The sequence below is a fragment of the Mesorhizobium sp. B2-4-6 genome (assembly GCF_006442775.1).
GTDB lineage: Bacteria > Pseudomonadota > Alphaproteobacteria > Rhizobiales > Rhizobiaceae > Mesorhizobium.
Genome location: NZ_VFVI01000001.1, coordinates 79,226 through 98,951, shown reverse-complemented (window position 1 = coordinate 98,951; position 19,726 = coordinate 79,226). Strand labels below are relative to the sequence as shown.

The 19,726-nt window shown below is 64.5% G+C and carries 17 protein-coding genes; 14 read left to right on the top strand and 3 right to left on the bottom strand.

All coding sequences use genetic code 11. From position 1 onward, the window contains the following. Nucleotides 1-39: 39 nt before the first annotated feature. The 14 genes from FJ957_RS00470 (at nucleotide 40) to FJ957_RS00405 (ending at nucleotide 16,105) form a co-directional block, all read left to right on the top strand. Nucleotides 40-1,083 (top strand): LacI family DNA-binding transcriptional regulator, encoded by a 1,044-nt coding sequence (locus tag FJ957_RS00470; protein WP_140827342.1) that lies wholly within the window; start codon nucleotides 40-42, stop codon nucleotides 1,081-1,083. Beyond that, on the top strand, nucleotides 1,080-2,096 hold the full coding sequence (locus FJ957_RS00465) for a Gfo/Idh/MocA family oxidoreductase (RefSeq protein ID WP_140827339.1): 1,017 nt from the start codon (nucleotides 1,080-1,082) through the stop codon (nucleotides 2,094-2,096). Before FJ957_RS00470 ends, FJ957_RS00465 begins: the two co-directional genes overlap by 4 nt. Continuing rightward, nucleotides 2,093-3,694 carry an acyl CoA:acetate/3-ketoacid CoA transferase gene (locus tag FJ957_RS00460; protein ID WP_140827337.1) on the top strand — a complete coding sequence of 534 codons (1,602 nt, stop codon included), beginning with the start codon at nucleotides 2,093-2,095 and terminating at the stop codon, nucleotides 3,692-3,694. Before FJ957_RS00465 ends, FJ957_RS00460 begins: the two co-directional genes overlap by 4 nt. Beyond that, nucleotides 3,687-4,463, top strand: a complete 777-nt coding sequence (locus FJ957_RS00455) for an enoyl-CoA hydratase/isomerase family protein (RefSeq protein WP_140827335.1) — start codon at nucleotides 3,687-3,689, stop codon at nucleotides 4,461-4,463. The genes FJ957_RS00460 and FJ957_RS00455 overlap by 8 nt, the downstream gene beginning before the upstream one ends. A 10-nt stretch (nucleotides 4,464-4,473) precedes the next feature. Continuing rightward, nucleotides 4,474-5,985 (top strand): aldehyde dehydrogenase family protein, encoded by a 1,512-nt coding sequence (locus tag FJ957_RS00450; protein WP_140827333.1) that lies wholly within the window; start codon nucleotides 4,474-4,476, stop codon nucleotides 5,983-5,985. Between the two features lie 58 nt (nucleotides 5,986-6,043). Then, entirely contained in the window at nucleotides 6,044-7,297 is a 1,254-nt protein-coding gene (locus FJ957_RS00445) for an ABC transporter substrate-binding protein (RefSeq protein WP_140827330.1), read from the top strand. Between the two features lie 128 nt (nucleotides 7,298-7,425). Then, nucleotides 7,426-8,385 (top strand): sugar ABC transporter permease, encoded by a 960-nt coding sequence (locus FJ957_RS00440; protein ID WP_140827326.1) that lies wholly within the window; start codon nucleotides 7,426-7,428, stop codon nucleotides 8,383-8,385. Continuing rightward, a complete protein-coding gene (locus FJ957_RS00435; RefSeq protein WP_140827324.1) occupies nucleotides 8,382-9,326 on the top strand; it encodes a carbohydrate ABC transporter permease in 945 nt (314 codons plus the stop codon). The genes FJ957_RS00440 and FJ957_RS00435 overlap by 4 nt, the downstream gene beginning before the upstream one ends. A gap of 21 nt (nucleotides 9,327-9,347) precedes the next feature. Next, nucleotides 9,348-10,463 (top strand): ABC transporter ATP-binding protein, encoded by a 1,116-nt coding sequence (locus FJ957_RS00430; RefSeq protein WP_140827322.1) that lies wholly within the window; start codon nucleotides 9,348-9,350, stop codon nucleotides 10,461-10,463. Between the two features lie 61 nt (nucleotides 10,464-10,524). After that, on the top strand, nucleotides 10,525-12,042 hold the full coding sequence (locus tag FJ957_RS00425) for a GMC family oxidoreductase (RefSeq protein WP_140827320.1): 1,518 nt from the start codon (nucleotides 10,525-10,527) through the stop codon (nucleotides 12,040-12,042). Further along, entirely contained in the window at nucleotides 12,039-12,800 is a 762-nt protein-coding gene (locus tag FJ957_RS00420; protein ID WP_140827318.1) for a 3-ketoacyl-ACP reductase, read from the top strand. Before FJ957_RS00425 ends, FJ957_RS00420 begins: the two co-directional genes overlap by 4 nt. Nucleotides 12,801-12,806: 6 nt before the next feature. After that, on the top strand, nucleotides 12,807-14,435 hold the full coding sequence (locus FJ957_RS00415) for a GMC family oxidoreductase N-terminal domain-containing protein (RefSeq protein WP_140827315.1): 1,629 nt from the start codon (nucleotides 12,807-12,809) through the stop codon (nucleotides 14,433-14,435). 10 nt (nucleotides 14,436-14,445) lie between these two features. Continuing rightward, the gene (locus FJ957_RS00410) at nucleotides 14,446-14,763 is read left to right on the top strand and encodes a Dabb family protein (protein ID WP_140827313.1); all 318 of its coding nucleotides are present in this window, start codon (nucleotides 14,446-14,448) and stop codon (nucleotides 14,761-14,763) included. Nucleotides 14,764-14,857: 94 nt separating this feature from the next. Further along, entirely contained in the window at nucleotides 14,858-16,105 is a 1,248-nt protein-coding gene (locus FJ957_RS00405; protein ID WP_140827311.1) for an MFS transporter, read from the top strand. An 81-nt stretch (nucleotides 16,106-16,186) separates the two neighbouring features. On the opposite strand, the gene FJ957_RS00400 is transcribed toward FJ957_RS00405, so the two are convergent. From FJ957_RS00400 to FJ957_RS00390, 3 genes are all read right to left on the bottom strand, one after another. Beyond that, on the bottom strand, nucleotides 16,187-17,032 hold the full coding sequence (locus tag FJ957_RS00400; RefSeq protein ID WP_140827309.1) for an EamA family transporter: 846 nt from the start codon (nucleotides 17,030-17,032) through the stop codon (nucleotides 16,187-16,189). Continuing rightward, on the bottom strand, nucleotides 17,029-17,949 hold the full coding sequence (locus FJ957_RS00395; protein ID WP_140827308.1) for an endonuclease/exonuclease/phosphatase family protein: 921 nt from the start codon (nucleotides 17,947-17,949) through the stop codon (nucleotides 17,029-17,031). Before FJ957_RS00395 ends, FJ957_RS00400 begins: the two co-directional genes overlap by 4 nt. 203 nt (nucleotides 17,950-18,152) lie before the next feature. Continuing rightward, nucleotides 18,153-19,706 (bottom strand): sodium:proton antiporter, encoded by a 1,554-nt coding sequence (locus FJ957_RS00390; protein WP_140827306.1) that lies wholly within the window; start codon nucleotides 19,704-19,706, stop codon nucleotides 18,153-18,155. Nucleotides 19,707-19,726 lie beyond the last annotated feature (20 nt).

Sequence of the window (19,726 nt, the reverse complement as noted above, 5' to 3'; positions counted from 1 at the left end):
CCAATAAATTCGATCGAAAACACGGAGGACGGGACGAGGATGGCCAGCCGGGCCAAGGCGACGATCCTGGACATCGCCCGCGAGGCCGGCGTGTCCAAATCGACGGTGTCGCTCGTGCTGCAGGGCAGCGGGCTGATCCGGCCTGAAACCGCGACCAAGGTGCGCAAGGCGATCGAGGATGTCGGCTATGTCTACAACCGCGGCGCCGCCAATCTGCGCAAGGCCCACTCCAACGTCATCGGCATGGTGATCAACGATCTCACCAATCCCTTTTTCGCCGAGCTTGCCGTCGGCATGGAGCGCGTTTTCCAGGCGGCGGGCGTCGTCCCCTTCATCGCCAACACCGCGGAAAACCCGGTGCGCCAGGAAGAGGTGCTGAAGTCGCTGATGGAGCAGGGTGTGGCCGGGCTGATCGTCTCGCCGGCGCGCGGCACCACGCCGGGCGCCTTCCGCCGCATCGAAACGGCCGGCGTGCCGATCGTCTTTACCATGCGCCGGCTGCCCGAAAGCCGCATCCCGGTGATCGCGCCCGACAATCATCGCGGCGCTGTACTTGCCACCGAGCATCTGATCCGCAAGGGCCATCGCCGCCTGGCATTCTTCGGCGGATCGCCCGATCTCGTCGTCTATCACGAGCGACTGGGCGGTTTCCTCGAAGCCTGCGAAACGCTTGGCATTCCGGCCTCTGACCGGCTGATCGTCGAAGGCGAAACCAGCCGCAAGGGCGGCATGGCTTGCCTGGAGACAGCGCTTGCCGCAGCGCAGCCAGCGACAGCCGCACTTTGCTTCAACGATGCGGTTGCCTTCGGCGTCATGCTGGCATTGCGCAAACGAGGTCTCGAGGCGGGGACGGACTTTGCCGTCGTCGGCTTCGACGACGTCGCCGAGGCCGAGCACTACAGTCCGGCGCTGACCAGCGTCGCCGTCGACACAGCGGGTCTCGGCGAGCGCGCCGCTCACGTCATGCTGAAAATGATCCAGTCGCGCACCACGCGCGCCGAGGACCATATCGGCGCCGTCAGCCTGGTCGTGCGGGAAAGCAGCGGCCCGGACCGCAACAGCCAGGTGGGAGACGCGGCATGAGCGTGCGATGGGGATTGATCGGCGCCAGCACGATCGCCAGACAGTTCATGATCGATGCCATCCGCGCGCAGGCCGATGGCGAGGTCGCCGCCGTGATGAGCTCGAATCCCGAGCGCGCCGAGACCTATGCCGGCGAGAACGGCATTCCGGCCGCCGTCTCGACCCTCGACGCGCTGCTCGACGCCGACATCGACGCCGTCTACATCTCGACCACCAACGAACTGCATCTCGAGCAGGGTCTTGCCGCAATCAAGGCCGGCAAGCATGTGCTGTGCGAAAAGCCGCTGGCGCTGACCAGCGCCGATGCCCGCAAGATGGTTGCGGCAGCCAAGGCCGCCGGCATCGTCTTCGGCACCAACCACCATTTGCGCAATGCCGGCGCCCATCGCGCCATGCGCGAGGCGATTGCCGCCGGTCGTATCGGCAAGCCGGTCGCGGCGCGCGTCTTCCATTCCGTCTACCTGCCGGAAAACCTGCAGGGCTGGCGCATCACCAAGCCCGAGGCCGGCGGCGGTGTGGTGCTCGACATCACCGTGCATGATGCCGACACGCTGCGCTTCGTGCTCGGCGACGATCCTGTCGAGATTTCGGCCTTCACGCAGTCGGCGGGCATGGCCGGCGGCGGCCTCGAGGACGGCGCCATGTGCATCTGGCGCTTCAAGTCGGGCGTCATCGCGCAGTCGCATGAAGGCTTCACGACAAAATTCGCCGGCACCGGCTTCGAGGTGCATGGCTCGGAAGGCTCGCTGATCGCCACCAATGTGATGACGCAGAAGCCGGTCGGCTCGGTGCTGCTGCGCACGGCCAAGGGCGAGGAAGAATTGAGCTTCGACCGCGAGGACCTCTACGCCCGCTCGCTGCGCCAGTTCCATGCCGCGATCCGGGACAAAGGCCAGCCTTCGGCCACCGGCGAGGACGGCATCTGGTCGCTGGCCTCGGCCGAAGCGGCTTTGCAGTCGGCGAAGACCGGCAAGACCGTCGCTATCGACCCGCAACTCGGGAGCCTCGCGTGAGCAAGCTCGTCTCGGCGGCCCACGCCGCCAGCCTGATCAAGGACGGCATGGTCGTCTCGGTGTCGTCGTCGAGCGGCCTTGGCTGCCCGGACGCGGTGCTTGCCGCGATCGGCGAGCGTTTCGACACGGAGGGCCATCCGAAGTCGATCACCACGCTGCACCCGATCGCCGCCGGCGACATGTACGGCATCAAGGGCATCGACCATCTCGCCAAGCCGGGTCTGTTGAAGCGCACGCTTTGCGGCTCCTATCCGTCCGGCCCCTCCTCCGCCGAGCCGCCGCATATCTGGAAGATGATCGGCGACAATTCCGTCGCCGCCTACAACGTGCCATCCGGCATCCTGTTCGACATGCATCGCGAGGCCGCCGCCAAGCGCCCCGGCGTGCTGACCAAGGTCGGCCTCGACACGTTCGCCGATCCGCGTCACCAGGGCTGCGCCATGAATGCGGCAGCCAGCGAGCCGATCGTCTCGGTTGAGCAGTTCGACGGCGAGGAATGGCTCTATTTCCGCGCCATCGTTCCCAACATCTCGATCATTCGCGCCACCACGGCCGACGAGCGCGGCAACCTCACCTACGAGCATGAGGGCGCTTATCTCGGCGGGCTGGAGCAGGCGCTGGCGGCCCGCAACAACGGCGGCATCGTCATTGCGCAGGTCAAGCGCGTCGTCGAAAACGGCACGCTGAAGCCGCATGACGTGCGCGTGCCCGGCGTGCTGGTCGACCACATCGTGGTGGCGCCCGACCAGTTGCAGACGACGCTGACGCCTTACGACCCGGCGATCTCGGGCGAAATCTTCCGGCCGCTGTCGAGCTTCCGCAATGCCGAGATGAACGTGCAGAAGGTGATCGCGCGCCGCGTCGCCATGGAATTGCGCGACGGCATGGCCGTCAACATCGGCTTCGGCATCTCGGCCAACGTCCCGCGCATCCTTCTCGAGGAAGGCCAGCACGGCAAGGTCACCTGGGTGATCGAGCAGGGCGCGGTCGGCGGCGTGCCGCTGCTCGACTTCAAGTTCGGCTGCGCCTCCAATGCCGAGGCGATCATGCCCTCGCCGCACCAGTTCATCTATTTCCAGGCCGGCGGCTTCGACGCCTCGCTCCTGTCTTTCCTGCAGATCGACCGCCACGGCTCGGTCAACGTCTCGAAGCTTTCGGCCCGGCCGCATGTCACCGCCGGCGCCGGCGGCTTCGTCGACATCACCGCGCGGGCGAAGAAGATCGTGTTCTCCGGCTTCTTCAACGCCGGCGCCAAACTGTCGCTGGCCGATGGCGGCATCCGCATCGACGCCGAAGGCAAGGTCAAGAAGGTGGTCAACGAGGTCGAGCACATCTCCTTCTCCGGCAAGCGCGCGGTCGCCCAAGGCCAGGACATCACCTATGTCACCGAACGTTGCGTGATGAAGCTGACGCCAAACGGCCTGATGGTGACGGAACTCACGCCCGGCATCGACCTTGAACGCGATGTGCTGTCGCAGGCTGAGATCCCGCTCGCCGTCGCCAACGACCTCAAGGTCACACCAGCGGCGCTCTATCATGACCGCCTGATCGGCCTGTCGCTGAATGGCGGTGCATCAATTGGAGTCGCCCATGGCTGAGCGCCTCGTCACCTTCGAACAGGACGGCGCCATCGGCATCGTCACGCTGCGGCGGCCGGATAAATTCAACGCGCTCGACATCCCGATGCTGCGTGCGCTCGAAACGGCGCTTGACGAGGCGGAACTGGCCGAGGGCGTTCGCGCCGTGCTCATCCGTGGCGAAGGGAAGGGCTTTTGCGCCGGCGGCGACGTCGAGGCCTGGCGGGCGATGAGTGCCGCCGACTTCCAGGTACAATGGGTGCGCTACGGCCACCGTGTCTTCGACCGGCTGGCGCGGCTCCGGCAACCGACCATCGCGGTGCTCTCCGGCCACGCGCTGGGCGGCGGGCTGGAACTGGCCGCCGCTTGCGATTTCCGCGTCGCCGAAACCCAGGTCAAGCTCGGTTTTCCGGAAACCTCAATCGGCGTGGTGCCGGGCTGGTCGGGCACACAGCGCGCCGTGCGCCGCTTCGGTGCACAGATCGTGCGCCGGATAGCGATTGGCGGCGAGATTTTCCTGGCGGCTGACGCGCTGGCGCACGGCATCGTCGACCGTGTCGTCGAAACCGGTAAGGCTTTCGATGAAGCCAAGGGCTGGGCCGAGAAGATCGCCGAGCGCGGCCCGCTTGCGACCGAGGCCGCCAAGCTGATGATCGGCGTTGCCGAGGGCGAGGAAGACGCCGCCGCGACCGAGGCGCTGGCCAGTGGCTTCATCGCGCTGACAGACGACCTCAAGGCCGGCGTCAGCGCCTTCAAGGCCAAGCAGAAGCCAGCCTTTTCGAGATCCTAGAGAAGAAACGATGAACGCACCGCTCAATATTGCCATGCCGGCCGAGGCGTCCCAGGCGCCGAGGGCCTACAAGCTCCTGATCGACGGCAGGCATGTCGAAGCCCGCGACGGCCGCAGCATCGAGCGTGCCAGTCCCGGCCATGGCTTCGTCGTGTCCCGCTATGCCCAAGCGGGCGCAGCGGACGTCGAAGCTGCGGTTCAGGCGGCGCACAAGGCTTTCGAGACCGGCCCGTGGCCGCGCATGAAAGCATCCGAACGCGCGGCGGTTCTGCTGAAGACGGCCGACCTGATCGAGACTCGGCTGGAAGAGATCGCCCGCCTCGATGCGCTGGAATCCGGCAAGCCGATCGCCCAGGCGCGCGGCGAGATCGGCGGCGCGATCGACATCTGGCGCTATGCCGCCTCGCTCGCCCGCACGCTGCATGGCGAAAGCTACGCCAATCTCGGCGACGATATGTTGGGCGTCGTGCTGCGCGAGCCGATCGGCGTCGTCTCGATCGTCACGCCGTGGAATTTCCCTTTCCTGATCGTCAGCCAGAAGCTGCCCTTCGCGCTCGCCGCCGGCTGCACGGCGGTGGTGAAGCCGAGCGAGATGACTTCGGCCTCGACCTTCGTGCTCGGCGACATCCTGCTCGAGGCCGGATTACCGGCCGGCGTCGTCAACATCCTTGCCGGCTTTGGCGCCGATGTCGGCGCGCCGATGGTCAGCCATCCGCTGGTCGAGATGGTGTCCTTCACCGGCTCGACCCGCGTCGGCAAGATGACCATGGCGGCCGCCTCCAATTCCCTGAAGAAAGTCTCGATGGAGCTCGGCGGCAAGAACGGCCAGATCGTCTTCCCCGACGCCGACCTCGAAGCGGCGGCGGACGCCGCCGTGTTCGGCGGCTTCTTCAACGCCGGCGAATGCTGCAATGCCGGCAGCCGCCTGATCGTGCATGAGGCGATTGCCGACGACTTCCTCAACGCGGTCAAGACGCTGGCCCAAAAGGTCCGCGTCGGCGATCCGCTCGACGACCGCACCAAGGTCGGCGCGATGATCTCCGCCGATCATGTGGAAAAGGTAGCCGGCTACGTAACGGCGGCGAAAACCGACGGCGGCAACGTTTTCACCGGTGGCGCCCGGCTTGCATCCAATGCCGGCCAATATCTCGATCCGACCATCATCCGTAACGTTACAGAAGATATGGCGATCGCGCGCGAGGAAGTGTTCGGACCGGTGCTGTCCGTGCTCACTTTTGAAACGATTGAAAAGGCATTGCACATTGCCAACAACACGCCCTATGGTTTGTCCGCAGGGGTGTGGAGCGCCGGCGTCGACACGTGCATGTCGGTGGCGCGCGGTGTGCGTTCGGGGACGGTTTGGGTGAACACGTTCATGGAAGGTTATCCCGAACTGCCCTTCGGCGGCTACAAGCAGTCGGGTCTGGGACGCGAACTCGGCAAGCGCGCCGTCGAGGACTATACCGAGGAAAAGACCATCCAGTTTCATCGCGGCCAGCGCACCGGGTGGTGGGTCGGCTGAGTTGGGAGACCCCGGCGGATATGCGCCGGTTATGTGTATGCAACAAGGGAGGTAGTACATGTTGCGCAAAATGCTTATCGGAACGGCTCTTGCGACGAGCTTTGCGTTCTCGGCGCATGCCGCGGACGTCAAGGAAGTGCAGATGCTGCATTGGTGGACGTCGGGCGGCGAAGCGGCTGCTCTGAACGTGCTGAAGCAGGATCTGGCCAAGGAAGGCTATGCCTGGAAGGACGTGCCGGTGGCCGGCGGCGGCGGCGACGCCGCCATGACCGCGCTGAAGGCGATGGTCGCGGCAGGCAACTATCCGACCGCATCGCAGATGCTCGGCTACACCGTGCTCGACTACGCCGCCGCCGGCGTCATGGGCGACCTGACCGAGACCGCCAAGAAGGAAGGCTGGGACAAGTCGGTTCCGGCCGCCCTGCAGAAGTTCTCCGTCTATGACGGCAAGTGGGTCGCGGCTCCGGTCAACGTCCACTCGGTCAACTGGCTGTGGATCAACAAGGCGGTGATGGACAAGATCGGCGGCACCGAGCCGAAGACCTTCGACGACTTCGTGGCCCTGCTCGACAAGGCCAAGGCGGCCGGCGTCACCCCGCTGGCACTCGGCGGCCAGAACTGGCAGGAAGCCACCATGTTCGACTCCGTCGTGCTGTCGACCGGCGGTGCGGAGTTCTACAAGAAGGCGATGAACGACCTCGATGAAGAGTCGCTCAAGTCCGACACGATGAAGAAGTCGTTCGACAACCTCGCCAAGCTGGTCACCTATGTCGACCCGAACTTCTCGGGCCGCGACTGGAACCTTGCCACCGCCATGGTCATCAAGGGCGACGCGCTGGTTCAGGTCATGGGCGACTGGGCCAAGGGCGAGTTCCACGCCGCCAACAAGGCCCCGGGCACCGACTTCCTGTGCTATCGCTTCCCAGGCACCGACGGCTCGGTGATCTACAACTCCGATATGTTCGGCATGTTCAACGTTCCAGACGACCGCAAGGCCGCCCAGGTCGCTCTGGCCACTGCCACCCTGTCGAAGAGCTTCCAGTCGGCCTTCAACGTGGTGAAGGGTTCTGTCCCGGCCCGCACCGACGTGCCGGACACCGACTTCGACGCTTGCGGCAAGAAGGGTATCGCCGACCTGAAGAAGGCCAATGAAGGCGGCACGTTGTTCGGCTCGCTGGCGCAGGGCTACGGCGCCCCGCCGGCCGTCGCCAACGCCTACAAGGATGTCGTGTCGAAGTTCGTCCATGGTCAGATCAAGACCTCCGACGAAGCCGTGACCGAGCTGGTCAAGGCAATCGACGACGCCAAGTAAGCGTGCCTTGAACTGAGCCTCCCCTGCCTGGCGGGGGAGGTCTTCTACCGAAGCGAGGTCCGGGATTGCTCGGGCTGGCGTGGGTTCGCGCCGGTCGGTCCCGTGACAAACCGGTACTGGACAAGCCGATGAGCACAGTTGCCGAAACCCGGATCAAGCTGACACCGGAGCACGACGCCCGCCCTGGCGCGTCGGTCCGTTCGCGGCTGCAGGACCTGTTGCCGAAGATCGTGTTGGCGCCAAGCTTCGCGGCGACGATCGTCTTCGTCTACGGCTTCATCCTGTGGACGATCTACCTGTCCTTCACCAATTCCAAGACCTTCCCGTCCTATGCCATCACCGGCCCCCGCGCCTATCAGCGGCTATGGCGCTGGACCTTCGAGAGCGACCCGCCGTCGAGCTGGTACACCTCGATCACCAATATGGGCATCTTCGGCTTCCTTTATATCGGAATCTGCCTTGCGCTCGGCCTGTTCCTGGCCATCCTGCTCGACCAGAAAATCCGCGGCGAAGGTGTCTTGAGGCCGATCTACCTCTACCCGATGGCGCTCTCCTTCATCGTCACCGGCGTCGCCTGGAAGTGGTTTCTCGATCCCGGCCTCGGGCTGGAGCAGACGCTGCATCAATGGGGCTGGACGAGCTTCCATTTCGACTGGATCAAGAACAAGGATTTCGTCATCTACACCGTGGTGATCGCGGGCGTCTGGCAGGCTTCCGGCTTCGTCATGGCAATGTTCCTGGCCGGCCTTCGCGGCATCGATGGCGAGATCATGAAGGCTGCGCAGATCGACGGCGCATCCACCTTCCAGCTCTACCGGCGCATCGTCATCCCGCTGCTCAGGCCGGTCTTCCTATCGGCCTTCATCGTGCTCGCGCATCTGGCCATCAAGTCCTATGACCTGGTGGTGGCGCTGACCAGCGGCGGGCCCGGCGGCTCGGCCTGGCTGCCCTCCAATTTCATGTATGAGTTCACCTTCAAGCGCAACGAGATGGCGGTCGGCTCGGCAAGTGCGGTGATCATGCTGATGACCATCACCGCCATCATCGTTCCGTATCTTTATTCCGAGCTCAGGGAGAAGTCGCGATGAGCGCTGTCGCTTCACCCGCCAGCCAGGCCGCAAGCGGCGTCCGCGCCAGGACCCTCAACCGCATCGTCATCTATGGGCTGCTCGCGCTGTTCGCGATCTTCTATTTGATGCCGCTCTTCGTCATGCTCGTCACCTCGTTCAAGACCATGGACGAGATCCAGAACGGCAACATGCTCGCGCTGCCGCATGCGCCCACTTTCGCGCCATGGATAAAGGCGTGGAGCGAAGTCTGCTCGGGCCTGACCTGCGTCGGCATGAAGGGTTACTTCTGGAACTCCATCAAGATGGTCGTTCCGGCGGTGCTGATCTCGACGCTGCTCGGCGCCTTGAACGGCTATGTGCTGACCAAATGGCGTTTCCGCGGCCACACGATGGTTTTCGCCATGATGCTGTTCGCCTGCTTCATCCCGTTCCAGTCGGTGCTGTTGCCGATGGCGACGATCCTCGGCAGCCTCGGCCGCTTCGGCGCTGGCTTGCAGAACGCGACGGGGTTCAATTTCGGCCTCGGCAATTCAACTGTGAACCTGGTTTTCGTCCATGTGGTCTACGGCCTCGGCTTCACCACTTTGTTCTTCCGCAACTATTACGAGGCCTTCCCGACCGAACTGGTGAAGGCGGCACAGGTCGACGGCGCGTCCTTCTTCCAGATATTTCGGCGCATCATGCTGCCCAATTCGCTGCCGATCATCGTTGTGACTGTGATCTACCAGTTCACCAACATCTGGAACGACTTCCTGTTCGCGTCCGCCTATGCCGGCTCCGGCGACGTGATGCCGATGACGGTGGCGCTGAACAATGTCGTCAACACCTCGACCGGCGTGGTCGAGTACAACGTCAACATGGCGGCGGCGATGATCGCCGCGCTCCCCACCCTGATCGTCTATGTCGTCGCCGGCCGCTATTTCGTGCGCGGGCTGATGGCTGGCGCGGTCAAGGGATGATCTCTTTCGGAAGGAACGATCATGGCTTTTCTGGAAATTGATGGGCTGAAGAAGCGCTTCGGGAATGTCGAGATCCTGAAGGGCATCAATGTCGAGCTCGAAAAGGGCGGCTTCCTGGTGCTGGTCGGCCCGTCCGGCTGCGGCAAGTCCACGCTGCTCAACACCATTGCCGGCCTGGAGCAGATCACCGAGGGCGAGATCCGCGTCGACGGCCGCGCGATCAACGACCTGCATCCTTCCAAGCGCGACATCGCCATGGTGTTCCAGAGCTACGCGCTCTATCCCAACATGACGGTTGCCGGCAACATCGCTTTCGGCATGGAGATGCGCGGCGTGCCGGCGGCCGAGCGCCAGGCGGCGATCGACAAGGTGGCCAAGGTCCTGCAGATCGGCCACCTGCTCAACCGCAAGCCCAGCCAACTTTCCGGTGGCCAGCGCCAGCGCGTCGCCATGGGCCGCGCGCTGGTGCGCGACCCGAAACTCTTCCTGTTCGACGAGCCGCTCTCCAATCTCGACGCCAAGCTGCGCGTCGACATGCGCATCGAGATCAAGCGCCTGCACGCCACGACCGGCACGACCATCGTCTATGTCACGCACGACCAGATCGAGGCGATGACGCTGGCGACCAAGATCGCGGTGATGCGCGACGGCGAGGTGCAGCAATTCGGCACGCCGGCCGAGATCTACAACAACCCGACCAACATCTTCGTCGCCGACTTCATGGGCTCGCCGGCGATGAACCTGATCCCGGCCAAGATCGACGCCAATGGCAATGGGCTGTCGGTGGTGCTGGACCGCGAGGCGCGCCAACCGATCGTGCTGCCGATGCCGGGCGCACCTACCGGTCTTGCGGCCTTCAAGGACAAGCAGGTGATCTTCGGCGTGCGCCCCGAAGCGCTGACCGACCCGGAAGGCGCCGAGCGCAACGGTTCGAACATTGCCACCGCCGACTGCCATATCGAAGTGGTCGAGCCGGCGGGTTCGGATACGTTCGCCGTGACCAATCTGGGTGGCAAGGGCGTCGTGGCGCGGCTGCGGGCCGATGCCAGGATCCAGCCCGGCACCAGCACGCCTTTAGCCTTCAACCTCAGCAAGGCGGTGTTCTTCGACCCCGCGACCGAGAAGCGCATCCTCTGATGCCTCTCGCCCAAAATTGGGTCCGGTTTTGGGGCAACGACATGCAGCAAAACAAAGATCTATGAAAAATCCGGATATCGTCATCATCGGCTCCGGCGTCGGCGGCGCCACGATCGCCTCCGGCTTGGCCGGCAGCGGCGCCTCGATCCTGATTCTGGAGCGCGGCGAACCGCTGCCCGCGACACCGCATGCGCGCTCGACGCGTTCCATCTTCGTCGACGAGCACTACCGGCCGAAGGAGATGTGGCGCGAGGCCGGCGGTGCTGCCTTCAACCCCGGCAACTACTACTATGTCGGCGGCAATTCGAAGTTCTTCGGCGCGGTGCTGATCCGCTACCGCAAGGAGGATTTTGCCGAGCTCGAGCATTTCGGCGGCGTCTCGCCGGCCTGGCCGTTTTCCTATGACGAGTTCGAGCCCTGGTATTCGAAAGCCGAGCAGCTTTTTCGCGTGCGCGGCTCACTCGGCGAGGACCCGACCGAGCCGTTCCATTCGATCCCCTACGCCTTCAAGCCGGTGCCCGACGAGCCGCCGATCGCGCGCGCCCGCGCCGAGTTGAAGAGCCTCGGACTGCATCCGGCATCGCTGCCGCTCGGCGTCGACATCGAGGCCTGGCTGAAAGACGGCAAGACGGGCTGGGACGCATTCCCCAACACCGGCCAGGGCAAGATCGACGCGCAGACCGGTCCGCTGACCGAAGCGCTGAAGGATCCGAACATCCGGCTCGAAACCGGGGCCCATGTCGACTGGCTCGAAACCGCGCCGGACGGCAAGTCGATCGCCGCCATCCACTATACCCAGAACGGTGGGCAAAAGACGCTGTCGCCGAAGCTCGTCATCCTGTCGGCGGGCGCGATCAACTCGGCCGCCATCCTGCTGCGCTCGCCGTCGCCCAATACCAGCAAGAAAGGCGGCAAGGGCCTCGCCAACAGCTCCGACCAGGTCGGGCGCAATTTCATGAATCACAATTCGAGCGCGATGCTGGCGATCGACCCGCGCCGTCGCAACGACAGCGTCTACCAGAAGACGCTGATGCTCAACGACTACTATCTGTCCGACGGCAAGGGCGGCAAGCCGCTCGGCAATGTGCAACTCCTCGGCAAGATCGACGGCAACATGCTCAAGGCCAATGTGAAGACGATGCCGAAATTCGCGCTCGACTACATGGCCGGCCATGCCGTCGACTGGTACCTGATGTGCGAGGACCTTCCCGATCCGGAAAGCCGCATCACGGTCGACGGCAAAGAGATCGTCATGCAGTGGCGGCGCTCCAATATGCAGTCGCTGGAAGGCCTGGCCAAGGTTATGCGAGAGAACCTTCGCGCCTGCGGCTATCCGATCGTGCTGTCACGGCCCTTCGACAAGCGCACGCCCTCGCATCAGTGCGGCACGGTGAAGATGGGCAACGACCCGGCCACCTCGCCGCTCGATCCGCTCTGCCGCGCCTGGGACCACCAGAACCTCTACGTCGTCGACGGCGGCTTCCTGCCGACATCGGCCGCCGTCAACCCGGCGCTATCGATCGCGGCGCAGGCGTTGCGCGTGGCTGACCACATCCGCAAGACGGAGCTCGCCGCATGACCCGTCCGGCAGCCATCATCACCGGCGGCGCGCGCGGCATAGGGCTCGCTTGCGCCGAGGCTTTGGCCGATGCGGGATTCGACATTCTTGTCGCTGACCTTGCCGACGACCCCACCGAACGCCTTATAGAGAACATCACGACCCGCGGTGCAGCCTTCGCCTACCACCGCTGTGATATTGCCAACCTTGCCGATCATGCAACGCTGATCGGTGCCGCCACGCGCGCCTTCGGCCGCATCGACTGCCTGGTCAACAATGCCGGCGTCGGAGCCGTCGTGCGCGGCGACTTGCTGGACCTGAAGCCGGAGAATTTCGACCGCGCATTAGGCATCAATCTGCGTGGCACGGCCTTCCTCAGCCAGGCCGTCGCCAAGGCAATGCTGGCAGCCCATTCGGATGCGGCCCGATCGATCATCACAATCACTTCGGTGAGCGCCGCCATGGCCTCGCCGGAGCGCGCCGACTACTGCGTCTCGAAAGCCGGCCTATCCATGTGGGTGAAGAACCTGGCGGTGCGACTCGCGGCGGAAAATATCGGCGTGTTCGAGGTCCGGCCTGGCATCATCCGAACCGACATGACGGCGGGCGTTTCCGCCAAATACGACGCGTTGATCGAAAGCGGCCTGGTGCCGGCAAAACGCTGGGGCGAAGCCGCCGATATCGGGGCCGTCGTGGCCGCGCTTGCCTCCGGAAAGTTCGGCTTTTCGACCGGATCGATCATCGATGTCGACGGCGCGCTCTCCGTGCCACGCTTGTGAGGAACAATGGCTGATTACATCATTGTTGGCGCCGGTCCGGCCGGCTGCGTTCTCGCCAACCGGCTGAGCGAGGATCCGTCGAATTCCGTCCTGCTGCTCGAAGCCGGCGGCAAGGACTGGCATCCGCTGATCCATATGCCGGCGGGCTTCGCCAAGATGACGAAGGGCATCGCCTCCTGGGGCTGGTCGACCGTGCCGCAGAGGCACATGAAGGATCGCGTCTTCTGGTACACCCAAGCCAAGGTGGTCGGCGGCGGCTCGTCGATCAACGCCCAGATCTACACGCGCGGCAACGCCCGCGACTACGACGCCTGGGAGAAGGAGGAAGGTCTCGCCGGCTGGGGCTATCGCGACGTGCTGCCCTATTTCAAGCGCGCCGAGAACAACCAGCGCTTCGCCAATGATTTTCACGGCGACCAGGGACCGCTCGGTGTCTCCAACCCGATCTCGCCGCTGCCGATCTGCGAGGCGTATTTCCGCGCCGGCCAGGAAATGGGCATACCCTTCAACCCGGACTTCAATGGCGCGAGCCAGGAGGGCGTCGGCTACTATCAGCTGACGCAAAAGAATGCGCGGCGCTCATCCGCCTCCGTCGCCTATCTGAAGCCGATCGGCGCCCGCAAGAACCTGACGGTCAGGACCGATGTGCTGGTCACCCGCGTCGTCGTCGAGAAGGGCCGCGCCGTCGGCGTCGAGATTGTCGACAGACCTGGCGGCGAAAAGACGATCCTGCACGCCGAACGCGAGGTGATCGTTTCCTCCGGCGCCATTGGTTCGCCCAAGCTCCTGATGCAGTCGGGCATCGGCCCGGCCGACCATTTGAAATCGGTCGGCGTCACGCCCGTTCACGACCTGCCCGGCGTCGGCTCCAACATGCAGGACCATCTCGACCTGTTCGTGATCGCCGAATGCACCGGCGACCACACCTACGACAATTACGCCAAGCTGCACCGCACCCTATGGGCCGGTCTGCAGTACCTGCTGCTCAAGAAGGGGCCGGTCGCCTCGAGCCTGTTCGAGACCGGCGGCTTCTGGTACGCCGACCCGACGGCCGCCTCCCCCGACATCCAGTTCCATCTGGGCCTCGGCTCCGGCATCGAGGCCGGCGTGGAAAAACTGAAGAACCCTGGCGTGACGCTGAACTCCGCCTTCCTGCGCCCGCGCTCGCGCGGCACGGTGCGGCTGAAGAACGCCGACCCGGCCGATCATCCGCTCATCGATCCGAACTACTGGTCCGATCCCTATGATCGCGACATGTCGATCAAGGGCCTTAGATTGGCGCGCGAGATCATGCGGCAGAAGGCGCTTGCCCCCTACGTACTTCGCGAGGTGCTGCCCGGGCCAAACCTAGAGAGCGATGCCGACCTCATCGACTATGCCTGCCGCACCTCCAAGACCGATCATCACCCCGTCGGCACCTGCCGCATGGGCCATGATGCGATGGCCGTGGTGACGCCGGACCTGAGGCTGCGCGGCATCGAAGGCCTCCGGATCTGCGATGCGTCGGTGATGCCGCGCGTGCCGTCCTCCAACACCAATGCGCCGACGATCATGGTCGGTGAAAAAGGTGCCGACCTCATCCTCGGCCGCGAGCCGCTGCCGCCGGCCGTGTTCAAGGGCAACCAGGCGGCATGAGACACCGATAATGATCCGTCACTGCGTCTTTGTCCGCTTTCGCGACGACGTTCCTGAAACCGAGCGGGCGGCGATCCATGCCGATCTCGAAGCCTTGCGCGCCGTCATCGACGGCATGGGCAAGGTGGAGTTCAGCGCCAATGTCAGCCCGGAGCCGTTCGCGCGCGGCTTCGGCCACGGCTTCACCATCGACTTCCGCGACGCCGCCGCGCGTGACGCCTATCTGGTGCACGAAGCGCATCAGCGCGCCGGCGCCCGTCTGGTCGCCGCCCTCGAAGGCGGCACCGAGGGGCTGACGGTCATCGATCTCGAGGTGACGCAAATGTGACCGCTCGCCGGCTTAAAACCGGCAGCAGTCCGGTTCTCTTTTACCCGCCCTGGAACATATCGTTGCTTTTGGGGGATGCAAAAGGAGGACCGTCTTGAACCTCACCACCGAGCAGAGGAAAACCGTACTCGCGTCGTTCCTCGGCTGGACGCTCGACGCTTTTGATTTCTTCCTTCTGACTTTCCTGCTCACCGATATTGCAACGGAATTCCAGACCGACGTGCCGGCGGTCTCCAAAGCGCTGTTCCTGACCTTGGCGACGCGTTTCATCGGCGCGTTCTTCTTCGGCATGCTTGCCGACAGATACGGCCGCAAGCCCATTCTGATGCTGAACATCGTCAGCTATTCGGTGATCGGCGCTTTAGCCGCCTTTTCGCCTAATCTCGGCATTTTCCTGGCGCTGCGCGCCCTGTTCGGCATCGCCATGGGCGGCGAATGGGGTCTCGGCAGCTCGCTTGCCATGGAATCCATTCCGCCGAGCGCGCGCGGTCTGGTCTCGGGCATCCTGCAATGCGGCTATCCGGCCGGCTACCTGCTGGCGGCGGTGGTCTACGGGCTGCTCTACGGGCAGAAGATCGGCGAATTCACCTTCGGCTGGCGCGCCATGTTCCTCCTGAGCTTCGTGCCGGCGCTGATCGTGCTTTTCATCCGCTCGCATGTGCCGGAATCGCCAGCCTTCGTCGAAGCCCGCCAGCACGTGAAGCCAGGGTTGCTCGAAACGCTGCGGAAGCACTGGGGCATCGCGCTCTATGCAGTGGTGCTGATGATGTTCTTCAACTTCTTCAGCCACGGCACGCAGGATCTCTATCCAACCTTCCTCAAGAAGCAGCATGGCTTTGATCCGCATACGGTGAGTTGGATCACCATCGTCGCCAACATCGGCGCCATTGTCGGCGGACTGGCCTTCGGCGCGCTGTCCGAGAAGATCGGCCGCGTCAACGCCATTACGCTCGCTTGCCTGATCGCCTTGCCGGCCATTCCGCTCTGGGCCTACACGACCACGCCCTTCATGTTGGCGATCGGCGCTTTCATCATGCAGGTGGCGGTGCAGGGCGCCTGGGGCGTCATTCCGGTACATCTCAACGAGCTATCGCCGGGCTCGGTGCGGGCGACCTTGCCCGGCTTCATCTATCAGGCCGGCAATCTCGCTGCGTCCTATGGCGGTCCGTATCAGGCTGGTATCGCCGAAGCGCCCGGCAGCAGCTATGGCTACGCGCTGGCGCTCTTCGCCGGTGTGGTCGCGGTCTGCATCATCATCGTCATCCGCTTCAGCCCTGAGAAGCGCGGCCAGGTGATGACCGTGTTGGACCATGAGGTTGGAGCAATTCCGGGAAAAGGGTGAAACAGTCAGACTCGGCGACTTCGCCGCGGCCCGTCCGCAATTGAAAAGATAGAGGGCGCCGTTTCCGCGAGACGGCGCCCGCTATCCGAGCCTGAGCGCCGCGACGCCGGCAACGATGCCGAGCGCCGCGGCTGCGCGCCAGGCCGTCATCTTTTCACCCAGCGCCAGCACAGAGATCAGCATGGCGAACAGGATCGAGGTCTCGCGCAGCGATGCGACCGAGGCGATCGGCGCCTTGGTCATTGCCCACATCACGATCCAGTAGGCCGCGCCGCTGAGCACGCCGGTGAACAGCCCGGCTTTCCAGTCGCGTGCCAGCACCGGAAGCGACTGCGGTCCGCGGACCGCAATGCACAGCACGAGCGCCCACGCCGCATCGCAGACGAACAGCCAGGCCGCATAGCTTTGCGCGGTTGCCGCGAGCCGCGCGCCGCTGCCGTCGGAGAGTGTGTAGCTGGCGATGAAGATCGATGTGCCGAGCGCGAAGCCGACCGCGCGCAGATTGAGCTTCTCCACATGCGCGCCGCCTCGGAACGACATGACCAGCGTGCCTGCCGACAGAAGCACGATGCCGACGATGGCGAACGGCGCCGGGACCTCGCCGACCACGAAGATGCCGCCTAGCGCCGAGAGCAGCGGTGCGGTGCCGCGCGCCAGCGGATAGGTCTGAGCGAAATCGCCCGCCTTGTAGGCGCCGACCAGGAAGGTGCGATAGCCCATGTGGAAGATCACCGAGGCGATGATGTAGGGCCACACTTCGGCCCTCGGAAACTCGACGAAAGGCAGTGCGAACAGCGCCGCAAATCCCATGCCGAGCGTCATCAGCGTGATCGACAGAAAGCGGTCCAGATGCACCTTGACCAGCGCGTTCCAGATCGCATGCATGGCCGCCGCCGAGAGCACCGCCAGGAAGACGAACAGCGTCATGTCGGTTTCATCGACCTTGTCGAGCCGAAAGGCGTTTCCAGATCGATATCGACCCTGAGCGGAAAATGGTCGGAAGCCACCTCGCCGATATCGGCGGTTACCGAACGCACGCGATCGGCCAACCCGCCGCCGACGAAACAATGGTCGAGCCGTCGTTTCGCCAGCCTGCCATCGATGATCTTTTCGTGCGTATGGAAGTCCGGCCCGGACTCGCCGGCGACCGCTACGGCATCGACGAATCCGTCGATGTAAGCGGCGCGCCGATGGTAGGGCGTGCTACCGACGATACGCCGGTATTCGGCGCTGCCCGGCTCCATGTTGAAGTCGCCCAGCCAGATCGCCGCGAACGGATTTTCCGGTTCCGTCTGGCCGTTCGTCCAGTTGCGCTGCGGCTCGTCGTCGACGCCGCTCCAAGGGCCGCCGTCGGACGGCGCGCGGCGATGCTCGGCATTGAGATAGTCGATCTGCTCCAGCCGCTCCTCCGCCGCGATATGCGCCAGATGCAAGGAAAGCACTCGCACCGCTCCCGCCGGCGTGCGGATCATGCATTCCAGCGCCGCGTTGCGGGTGTTGAGCGGCCTCAGCGTGCGCCGTAGCGGCAGCGTGTGCAACCGCGACCAGATGATCGGCAGCTTCGACAGCACCATCGTGCCGAACTGCCGCCGGCGGTTGAAGACGCGGCCGTCGCGGCTCGCGCTGGCGTCCATGTCGAAGGCCGGGCCATAGGCCCAGTAATAGTCGGGCAGCAGGCTGGACAGGATCTCGGGCTGATCGTCCTCATTGGTGCGCTGCCAGTGCCGCTCGACCTCCTGCAGCGCGATGATGTCGGCGCCGTTCGCCAGCCTGGCGCAGCGGCTGAGATCGTAGCGCCCGTCGCTGCCATAGCCGTACTGGATGTTGTAGCTGATCAGCTTCATTGATTAACCGGCTCACTTCTGGTGATCGCAGTAGCGCAATTGCAGGAAAAGTGTGAGCGGTTTTCCGTCCGGAATTGCGTCAAAACAAAGAGTAGAGTGGTTCACCGCCTTCGGTGAGCCGCTCTATCGCCCCGCCGGTGGTGTTGCAATGTGCCGCGCGGCCAGGGGGAATAGTCCAACGGAGACCAGCGAACCGCTGCGCTCTAATAGGTCGTCAGTGGCTGGAAGCTTCCGGCGGGCGACGCCGCCAGTTCCGACCAGTCGATCTCCTCTTCCAGCCGGTGATAGGCCTCGTCGCCGATCGTGCCATTGCTGCGCAGTTCCTCCAACCTGTCGCGCTGCCGCTTGATGGCGTAGAGACGCAACCGGTCGTATTCCGTCGCGGCTTGCGCGTCGTCGGGATTTTCGGCGATCCGGCGTTGAGCCTCGTACTGCTCGCGCACGACGGCGGCAGCGGCCGACGTCTTGCGGCTCAGCACATCGAGCGCGGCCTGCATGATGGCGACGCGCGCCTCGGCCACCTCGCGATCGATCGTCGTATCCCGCTCGAAATTGAGCCGGCGCAGCAGCGGCTTCAGGCTCATGCCTTGCAGCACGAGCGTTCCGAGGACGACCGCGAAGGCGGCCAGCACGATCGGATCGCGGCCGGGAAAGTCGGCCGGCAAGGCAATCGCCACCACCAGCGTCACCAGCCCGCGCATGCCGCACCAGCCCACAAGCGCGGCGCCGCGAAATGTCGGTGCATCGCGCCTTTCTTCCTCGCTGCCATGGCGGGCAAACCAGCGTATGACCGCGACATAGCCCGCCACCCAGACGAGGCGCGCCACGATGACGACCGCAAGCACCGTTGCGGCGAAGAGAAAGGCTTCGCCTTGGCCGTCGCCGGAAAGCCGGCCGACAATCGAACGGGCCTGCAAGCCCATCAGCACGAAAGCCAGCACATTGAGTACGAACACGGCCGATTCCCAGACCGAATAGGTGCTGACGCGGCGTCGGGCCGACATGCGGCGTGGCGCGGTGCGCGCGATGGTGATGGCATAGACGACGATGGTGATGATGGCGGAAAGGCCGAGTCTGTCGGCAATGATCCAGACCGCGAAGGTTCCGGCGAACTGCACGACAGTGCTGCTTGCCGCATCCTCGATGCGCGTCAGCGTGAGCAGCGAGAAGCGGCCGAACAGATAGCCGGCGACAACGCTGCCGACCGTCGCCAGCAGGATGACCGGCACTGCGTCTTTGAGCATGAGCGTGCCGATGGCTGCCGCAACCGATATCCGGTAGATCAACAGCGCCGTGGCATCGTTGAGCAGGCTCTCGCCCTGCAGGATCGCGGTGAGGCGGTGCGGCACCTTGAACTGATTGAGCACCGCGCTTGCCGCCACAGCGTCCGGTGGCGCGACGATGGCGCCCAGCGCGATCGCCGCCGCGATCGGCAGACCGGCCATCTTCCAGCCGACAAAGGCAACCGCCACGGTGGTGAAAATGACGGCGCCGAGCGCCAAAAGCACCAGCGATAGCCGATAGCGCTTCAGGTCGCGCAGCGAGGTGTCATAGGCGGCATCGAGAAGCACCGGCGCGATGAACAGCGCAAGCGCCAGTTCCGGATCGATCTCGATCACCGGCGCGCCCGGCACGAAGGCAAGCCCGACTCCGGCAAGCGCCAGCAGCGACGGGTAAGGTACCTCCAGCCATCGCGATACCGCCGTCAGCGCGACGGCGATGAGAAGCAGGATCAGGGTAAGTTCGAACAGCGCCATGGCTTATCGTAACGGCGAAG

Excerpts from the sequence above, each read along its gene's own strand:
- FJ957_RS00395 (WP_140827308.1), bottom strand. The coding sequence starts at position 17,949 with ATGAAGCTGATCAGCTACAACATCCAGTACGGCTATGGCAGCGACGGG.
- FJ957_RS00470 (WP_140827342.1), top strand. The coding sequence starts at position 40 with ATGGCCAGCCGGGCCAAGGCGACGATCCTGGACATCGCCCGCGAGGCC.
- FJ957_RS00430 (WP_140827322.1), top strand. The coding sequence starts at position 9,348 with ATGGCTTTTCTGGAAATTGATGGGCTGAAGAAGCGCTTCGGGAATGTC.
- FJ957_RS00415 (WP_140827315.1), top strand. The coding sequence starts at position 12,807 with ATGGCTGATTACATCATTGTTGGCGCCGGTCCGGCCGGCTGCGTTCTC.
- FJ957_RS00445 (WP_140827330.1), top strand. The coding sequence starts at position 6,044 with ATGTTGCGCAAAATGCTTATCGGAACGGCTCTTGCGACGAGCTTTGCG.
- FJ957_RS00440 (WP_140827326.1), top strand. The coding sequence starts at position 7,426 with ATGAGCACAGTTGCCGAAACCCGGATCAAGCTGACACCGGAGCACGAC.
- FJ957_RS00400 (WP_140827309.1), bottom strand. The coding sequence starts at position 17,032 with ATGACGCTGTTCGTCTTCCTGGCGGTGCTCTCGGCGGCGGCCATGCAT.
- FJ957_RS00425 (WP_140827320.1), top strand. The coding sequence starts at position 10,525 with ATGAAAAATCCGGATATCGTCATCATCGGCTCCGGCGTCGGCGGCGCC.
- FJ957_RS00465 (WP_140827339.1), top strand. The coding sequence starts at position 1,080 with ATGAGCGTGCGATGGGGATTGATCGGCGCCAGCACGATCGCCAGACAG.
- FJ957_RS00390 (WP_140827306.1), bottom strand. The coding sequence starts at position 19,706 with ATGGCGCTGTTCGAACTTACCCTGATCCTGCTTCTCATCGCCGTCGCG.
- FJ957_RS00435 (WP_140827324.1), top strand. The coding sequence starts at position 8,382 with ATGAGCGCTGTCGCTTCACCCGCCAGCCAGGCCGCAAGCGGCGTCCGC.
- FJ957_RS00450 (WP_140827333.1), top strand. The coding sequence starts at position 4,474 with ATGAACGCACCGCTCAATATTGCCATGCCGGCCGAGGCGTCCCAGGCG.
- FJ957_RS00455 (WP_140827335.1), top strand. The coding sequence starts at position 3,687 with ATGGCTGAGCGCCTCGTCACCTTCGAACAGGACGGCGCCATCGGCATC.
- FJ957_RS00410 (WP_140827313.1), top strand. The coding sequence starts at position 14,446 with ATGATCCGTCACTGCGTCTTTGTCCGCTTTCGCGACGACGTTCCTGAA.
- FJ957_RS00420 (WP_140827318.1), top strand. The coding sequence starts at position 12,039 with ATGACCCGTCCGGCAGCCATCATCACCGGCGGCGCGCGCGGCATAGGG.